The sequence below is a fragment of the Paracraurococcus ruber genome (assembly GCF_004353985.1).
GTDB classification, from domain to species: Bacteria; Pseudomonadota; Alphaproteobacteria; order Acetobacterales; family Acetobacteraceae; genus Paracraurococcus; species Paracraurococcus ruber.
On the sequence record NZ_SMOA01000595.1, the window covers coordinates 1 to 1,093 of the forward strand.

Genomic DNA, 1,093 nt, shown 5'->3' on the forward strand with positions numbered 1-1,093 from the left:
GGCAGCGCCGCCAGCACGGCGGCCGGCGCGCCGCGCCGCAGCAGCGCCGGCACGGCGATGCGGGCGGCGGGCGCCTCCCCGCTCACCGCGCCGGCTCCGCGGGGCGATGGATCACCCGGCCATCGGGGCCGAGCTGCGCCGGCACATAGGGGGCATGCGGCGCCATGGAGACGGACAGCCCGTACCAGATGGCGAAGAGGAGCATCAGCAGCACGCCGGCGCCGGCGGCCAGCATCGCGCGCGACCCCGGCTCGATGCCCGGGTTCAGCCGCCGCCACAGCGCATAGCCGGCGAAGGGCAGCAGGAAGAGGAGGATCTCGATCAGGTAGGGCATCGGCCTGCGGCAGTCCGGGGCGGCATCATGCCATGCCGGGCGGCAACGCGGCGTGGCGCGAAGCGCTGCCTCACCCGCCGCGCAGCACCCTGGCGAGGTTCACCAGGATCGCCGCCGTCGCGCCCCAGATGTAGTGCCGCTCATGCGGCCAGACCCAGAAGGTGCGCGTGCGGCCCTTCCACTCCGCCGTCCGCCGCTCGGGCGCCCGCGGGTCGAGCACGACCGACAGCGGCAGCTCGAAGGGCTCCTCCACCTCCGCCGGATCGGGCACCAGGTTGAGCGGCGGCGGGACCAGGGCGACCACGGGGGTGATGACGAAGCCGGTGCCGGTCATGTGCTCCGGCAGGCGGCCGAGCAGTTCCGGCAGCCGCGGGTCGAGCCCGACCTCCTCCGCCGCCTCCCGCACCGCCGCCGCCTCGGGCGTCTCGCCGGCCTCGATCCGGCCGCCGGGGAAGCTGACCTGGCCGGCATGCGCGTTCAGCCGCGCGGAGCGGAGCGTCAGCAGGATGCTGGGCTGCGGGTGCAGCACGATGGGCACCAGCACGGCGGCCGCGCGGATGCGGTCGGGGGTCAGCCCGTCCGCGTCGTTGAACTGAGTCGGAACGGCCAGGGCAAGCGCCGCGGGATCGGCGAGCCGGGCGGCGATCTCGGCGGGGGTCACGCGGGCAGTGTAGCGCCGGCGGCAAAGCCCGGCGACCCCCGCGCGGGGCGCTGGCGCGATGCGGGCGCGCGCGGCGCGGATCGCGGCCGGCGCGGCGC

At 76.9% G+C, this 1,093-nt stretch carries 2 protein-coding genes; both read right to left on the reverse strand.

From position 1 onward, the window contains the following. Positions 1 to 82: 82 nt before the first annotated feature. Complete coding sequence (locus E2C05_RS31970; protein ID WP_133223621.1) at positions 83 to 334, reverse strand: hypothetical protein; 252 nt, start codon at positions 332 to 334, stop codon at positions 83 to 85. Between the two features lie 70 nt (positions 335 to 404). Then, positions 405 to 1,093 (reverse strand): CoA pyrophosphatase (locus E2C05_RS31975; RefSeq protein ID WP_338045236.1); only part of this gene is annotated, 689 nt, incomplete at its 5' end.

Excerpts from the sequence above, each read along its gene's own strand:
- E2C05_RS31970 (WP_133223621.1), bottom strand. The coding sequence starts at position 334 with ATGCCCTACCTGATCGAGATCCTCCTCTTCCTGCTGCCCTTCGCCGGC.